This window comes from Dehalococcoides sp., assembly GCF_041654235.1.
In the GTDB taxonomy this organism is placed as follows: Bacteria; Chloroflexota; Dehalococcoidia; order Dehalococcoidales; family Dehalococcoidaceae; genus Dehalococcoides; species Dehalococcoides mccartyi_B.
Window position 1 is genome coordinate 1 of sequence record NZ_JBAZDW010000068.1, and the last position, 6,442, is coordinate 6,442.

Below are 6,442 nucleotides of genomic sequence, written 5' to 3' on the forward strand. Positions count from 1 at the left end.
TTTCTAAAAGATCTTTACTGATCATGCAGTCTCCTTTTGTAAATAGCTCTTTTTGTTGGTCAGAATTTTACCACTTCGTATACAGGTTATTCTTCTGAAATTGGGTACCCATCCACTCCGGGTCCAATTTCATATACAGCTCCCCATGGTTCGTAATGTGTCAGAAACTGATCTTGGAAATAGAGTGCACCATTTTTATATACCCAACGATCTACTCGCACATCCGAACCCTCAGCTTCCCAATCAACCTGTTTTATCTCACCGTTTTGCAGCTGAGTATTCAGATAATACTTGGTTTCGGGTGGTTCAACAATGTTAATAGGCCCGGTTGTCTCCCATTCCATCGAACGTCCGTCGTTGGTGGAATAAAATTTCCATTGAATCTGGCTTGATTCCGGATATACATACGCTTCCATTAATAGCCAATAAGATGAATCATTTTGGAATTTTAAGTCCACCAACGGCACATATACCGTAGCATCCAAGCCAGCCAGATTGGAATTGATCTGATTTCCGGCTGTTTTTTCATAATACGAAACCCGATAAGCATGCGGATATCTTTCGAGAATGGGATACCCTCCAAAAAAAGCTGTACGAAATAGGGTCGTGCTAACCTGACATACTCCCCCTCCTACGCCTTCGATTGTTTTTCCATTGTAAATGATCAACGCTTCTGTGAAGCCCGAATCCAGGCTGATCTCCCCCAAATAGTCTGCCATGGAAAATACTTCTCCGGGTGCAACCAGAATACCCAAAAAGCGATTGGCGGCCGTTTTAATATTTTGAATACGGGCACTGCTGGATCCATAAAAATAAGTGCTCTGCTGCTGTATCAATTCCGTAATGCCCAATTCACTGCCTGTGGCAGTATCAGCAACGCTGGGAGCTGTGTAATCGAACACCAGTGTGGCTTCATGCGCACCAGTGGCAATTTGCTGTTGAACTGCAGAAAGACTGGCCGATATATTCAAAGTCCTGCCAATGATCCCATTTTCGAGGAGCTCAATTTCACTGGTAGCATCATTGAAAACAAAACGAGGATTTGTTGTATTAATATTGAATTTCCCTGCCAGATCAGCAAGAAGATTTTGCAGGACAGATTCTTGAAATTGCAAACTAATCAAGAATTGCCCATCCTGACTTTTTTTTACCAATTCCAACATGGGAGAAAGAACATCTGCACTGAGATGCTGCTCTTCTTTTGGATGATTATATTCTTCAGGTACGGTCAAGACAAAATCAGATGCCAGAAATTCGCGAATGGTTTGTGCATAGGGTTCTGCATCCAAAATATCAGGTGCGGTTTCTGCCACAATGAGTGGAATGATTGAATAATTTTGTTGAAGAATTGCTTCTCTAACCAACTGAAGGGTTTGTTCCACATTCAATGCTCTTCCGACCTGCCCCGGAGTGGTGATGACGTTGCTGCCCTCAAACGATAGGCGTGCTTCTTCAACAGGGCGATCAAGATCCTGAGCAATTCTGGTCAATGTCTCAGCGGCAGTAATTTCATTAAATAGAATTGTGGAGGAGATGGATTTGTTGCCACTGAGGATGGCCACCACATCCCCCATCCACACAGCCGGTGATCCGGAACGACCGACCGAAAACGCGTAATCAGCGATTTGCTGAGGATCATAACTAATTCCCATTTCCAGCAGGTTTGTATTCCACATTTGGTCCTGATAGATGAGAGAAATATTCTGGGGCAGGTTGGGGATCACCTGGGTTTGGATGGTTTGCTGGGCTTCCTGTTTGGTCAATCCACCCAGGGCGATACTGTTGAAGTAAATACCGGGGTAGACCCGACCGGCATACCAGATGTTGGAACCTAACAAAAATAGCAAAACGCAGAATATAAATATGAGGGTTCCATAGAATATGGATAATAGGCTTTGTAAAATCAACGATTTAAGAGAGGTTGACCTCTGCGAAATAGGCATTTTTGAATTATAGCAGGGTTGAAAAGCATAATTTGGGAGTCAAAGCATAGCAAAATGCGATAATTTAAGGTTTCTCTTGCCAATTACCTTGACAGCCAGTACGGAACCCGTTAAAATCGACTTCACCATTTGACCTTGTAGATTTGTAAAAGCAAATCGTTTACAATTGAATAGCTGCAAGATTGAAGGCTTGCAGGGACGATGTGAGCAGCGTTACCGGTGCAGTCCAAAACATTAGGAAAGCATCGGTAATTTTATCCCTGAGCCTTGACAGGTTCAGGAGATATGGTTACAATTCTGTCCCGCAATATGGATGAGAACCTTAACAACTGAAGAGTGAGAGGAAAGTGAAAAACCAAAATTCTATTGAGTCAAGAGAACTCAACACCAACTTAGTTGGTGTTCGATTTTTGCGGAGAGTTTGATCCTGGCTCAGGATGAACGCTGGCGGCGTGCTTAATACATGCAAGTCGAACGAAGCTCCTTATCTTCGGACGAGGAGTCTTAGTGGCGAACGGGTGCGTAACGCGTTGGTAACCTGCCCCAAAGAGGGGGATAACAGTTCGAAAGGACTGCTAATACCCCATACGGTCATCAGGGTTAGATACTTGATGATTAAAGGAGTAATCCGCTTTGGGAGGGGCCTGCGTCCCATCAGCTAGTTGGTAGGGTAATGGCCTACCAAGGCAATGACGGGTAGGGGACCTGAGAGGGTGGCCCCCCACACTGGCACTGAAATACGGGCCAGACACCTACGGGTGGCAGCAGTAGGGAATATTGGACAATGGGCGAAAGCCTGATCCAGCAACGCCGCGTGCACGATGACGGCCTTCGGGTTGTAAAGTGCTTTTAAGGGAGATGAGAAAGGACAGTATCCCTTGAATAAGCCTCGGCGAACTACGTGCCAGCAGCCGCGGTAAAACGTAGGAGGCAAGCGTTATCCGGATTTATTGGGCGTAAAGCGCGTGCAGGCTGCTTGGAAAGTTGGATGTGAAAGCTCCTGGCTTAACTGGGAGAGGTCGTTCAAAACTACCAAGCTAGAGAATGGGAGAGGGAAGTGGAATTCCGGGTGTAGTGGTGAAATGCGTAGATATCCGGAGGAACACCAGTGGCGAAAGCGGCTTCCTAGACCATTTCTGACGCTTAGACGCGAAAGCTAGGGGAGCGAACGGGATTAGAGACCCCGGTAGTCCTAGCTGTAAACGATGTAGACTTGGCGTTGGCGGAGTTAAATCTGCCAGTGCCGGAGCTAACGCGTTAAGTCTACCGCCTGGGGACTACGACCGCAAGGTTAAAACTCAAAGGAATTGACGGGGACCCGCACAAGCAGCGGAGCGTGTGGTTTAATTCGATGCTACACGAAGAACCTTACCAGGGTTTGACATGCAAGTGGTAGGAAACTGAAAAGGGACCGACCCTTCGGGGAGCTTGCACAGGTGCTGCATGGCTGTCGTCAGCTCGTGTCGTGAGATGTTCGGTTAAGTCCGCTAACGAGCGCAACCCTCACTGTGTGTTATATGTGTCACACGGGACTGCCGGTTTTAAGCCGGAGGAAGGTGGGGATGACGTCAAGTCAGCATGGCCTTTATATCCTGGGCTACACACACGCTACAATGGTCGGTACAATAGGTTGCCAAGCCGCGAGGCGGAGCCAATCCAAAAAAGCCGGCCTCAGTTCAGATTGTAGGCTGCAACTCGCCTGCATGAAGATGGAGTTGCTAGTAACCGCAGGTCAGCAATACTGCGGTGAATACGTTCCCGGGTCTTGTACACACCGCCCGTCACGTCATGGAAGCTGGCAACACCTGAAGCCGGTATCCTAACCGCAAGGAAGGAGCCGTCGAAGGTGGGGTCGGTGACTGGGACGAAGTCGTAACAAGGTAGGTGTACCGGAAGGTGCGCCTGGATCACCTCCTTTCTATAGAGTACCGAGCAGTCATCTACGGATGGCAGCTCAATTTTCGCAAAACCCCCTCTTTTGAGAGGGGCGATAGAATCTAAGTACTTTCCTTTCACTCCTGAGTTGTTAAGGCACCGCAAGGGCCTTTAGCTCAGCTGGTTAGAGCGCGCCTCTGATAAGGGCGAGGTCTCAGGTTCGAGTCCTGAAAGGCCCACCTGGTTAGAGATACGGGGATGTAGCTCAGTTGGGAGAGCGCCGCCTTTGCAAGGCGGATGCCAGGGGTTCGAGTCCCCTCATCTCCATCAGAAAAATTGGAGCGTATTGAAGAGCGTAAACTTGCAAACAAGGTAATGAAAAAAGCAAACCGCGAGGTAAGAATCAGCGACCCAGCGGAATGCTGGGTCGATTTGTCTAAAGGAACTTAACAAGCGAATATTTTCACAAGCGCTGAATGCGCAGAAATCATTCCGGGCATTCAGCGCTGGCGAAACAGCGCAGCGAACCTTAATAATTGAATAGTATGTAGGCCTAAAGAATACAACATTTCAATATATGAATGTATTAAGTTTTAAACTGAAGTTTCTTAGTGAAAAGAGAAAGTAAAGAATACCGATTTCTCCGCATCACGTGGAAGCTACTAAGGGCTTACGGTGAATGCCTTGGCGCCAAATGCCGATGAAGGACGTGGGTCACTGCGATAAGCCTCGAATAGCCGTGAACAGGCTTCGATTCGGGGATCTCCGAATAGGGAAACCTGCTGTTGCGAACCAACAGCATTCCTTTGTTGAATCTATAAGCAAAGGGAAGGGAACCAGGGGAACTGAAACATCTAAGTACCCTGAGGAAAAGAAATCATTCTCTGAGTAGTGGCGAGCGAAAAGGGAATAGCCCAAACCATCGCAGCTTGCTGTGGTGGGGTTGTAGGACCTAGCATATGGAAGTTACCAAGCAAATTGTTAGCAGAATGGTGTGGAAAAGCCAACCAAAGAGGGTGAGAGCCCCGTATGCGAAAACGATTTGCCTTCCGCTGGGCACCTGAGTACTGCCGGGCACGCTAATCCGGTGGGAATCTGGGGAGTCCACTCTCCAAGGCTAAATACGTTTGGCGACCGATAGTGTACAAGTACCGTGAGGGAAAGGTGAAAAGAACCCCGGTGAGGGGAGTGAAATAGAATCTGAAACCGTAAGCTTACAAGCAGTCGAAGGGCTAATGGCGGGTCTGTTCGCCGGTGAAAGCCGGTTGAGCGCCGCTATGCCTGACGGCGTGCCTCTGGGAGAATGAGCCTGCAAGTTAATCTTTGTGGCAAGGTTAAGGGAGTTACACCCGTAGCCGTAGCGAAAGCGAGTCTGAATAGGGCGCACAGTCGCAAGGATTAAACCCGAAACCGGGTGAGCTACCCATGGCCAGGGTGAAACGAGTGTAAAATCTCGTGGAGGCCCGAACCTACTAACGTTGCAAAGTCAGGGGATGAGCTGTGGGTAGAGGTGATATGCCTAACGAACTCGGAGATAGCTGGTTCTCCTCGAAATAGCTTTAGGGCTAGCGCCATGTGTTAAATATCGGAGGTAGAGCACTGGATGGGCAAGGGGGCTTATAGCTTACCGACCCCAACCAAACTCCGAATGCCGATATTCTAGAACATGGTAGTCTGACTACGGGAGATGAGTTTCGTGGTCAAAAGGGAAAGAGCCCAGATCATCAGCTAAGGTCCCTAAATTCTGGCTAAGTGGTAAACGATGTGAGGTTGCTGTAACAACCAGGAGGTTTGCTCAGAAGCAGCCACCCTTTAAAGAGTGCGTAACAGCTCACTGGTCAAGCGATCTTGCGCGGAAAATTTAACGGGGCTAAGCCAGATACCGAAGCTATGGGCTTCAGCATTTGCTGGAGCGGTAGAGGAGCGTTCTGTTTGCTGAGAAGGTCGACCGTAAGGACGGCTGGAGCGGACAGAAGTGAGAATGCAGGCATGAGTAGCGTAAAACGTGTGAGAATCATGTTCGCCGTATGTCTAAGGTTTCCGACGCCAGGTTGTTCCGCGTCGGGTTAGTCGGGTCCTTAGCCGAGGCCGTGAGGCGTAGGTGATGGACGAACGGTCAACATTCCGTTACCACTTGAATGGAGCGATGGGGGGACGCAGCGAGGTAGGCCAGCCTGCGATTGGTTGTGCAGGTGCATCTGGTGTCAGGCGTTGAGAACTGTAGGTAAATCCGCAGTTTGAGCTGAGACCAAGTGGCGGTCCTTTAAGGCATAAGTGAGTTGAGCCTTGCTGCCGAGAAAATCCTCTAAGCGATGAAATTCGAGTGCCCGTACCGCAATCCGACACTGGTAGACGAGTAGAGAATACTAAGGCGATCGGGAGAACCCTCGTTAAGGAACTAGGCAAATTAACCCCGTAACTTCGGGATAAGGGGTGCCTTTTAGCGTGATAGATTTCTAGAGCGCTGAAGGGTCGCAGAGAACAGGCTCTAGTGACTGGTTAACAAAACCACAGGTCTCTGCTAAGCCGTAAGGCGATGTATAGGGGCTGACACCTGCCCAGTGCCGGAAGGTTAAAGGGAGAGGTTAGCGTAAGCGAAGCTTTGAACTGAAGCCCCGGTGAAC

Annotated in this window: 1 protein-coding gene, 2 tRNA genes and 2 rRNA genes; 4 read left to right on the top strand and 1 reads right to left on the bottom strand. The window is 48.7% G+C overall.

The window, feature by feature from the left end; all coding sequences use genetic code 11:
* Window positions 1-86: 86 nt before the first annotated feature.
* Window positions 87-1,763 (bottom strand): VanW family protein, encoded by a 1,677-nt coding sequence (locus WC259_RS07175; RefSeq protein WP_372643912.1) that lies wholly within the window; start codon window positions 1,761-1,763, stop codon window positions 87-89.
* A gap of 589 nt (window positions 1,764-2,352) precedes the next feature.
* On the opposite strand from WC259_RS07175, the gene WC259_RS07180 reads away from it, so the two are divergent.
* The 4 genes from WC259_RS07180 to WC259_RS07195 form a co-directional block, all read left to right on the top strand.
* Window positions 2,353-3,861, top strand: a 16S ribosomal RNA gene (locus WC259_RS07180).
* 122 nt (window positions 3,862-3,983) lie between these two features.
* Window positions 3,984-4,057 (top strand) — tRNA-Ile (locus WC259_RS07185).
* Window positions 4,058-4,072: 15 nt separating this feature from the next.
* Window positions 4,073-4,145: transfer RNA gene (locus WC259_RS07190), tRNA-Ala, on the top strand.
* A gap of 325 nt (window positions 4,146-4,470) precedes the next feature.
* Window positions 4,471-6,442, top strand: a 23S ribosomal RNA gene (locus WC259_RS07195); the annotation flags it as partial.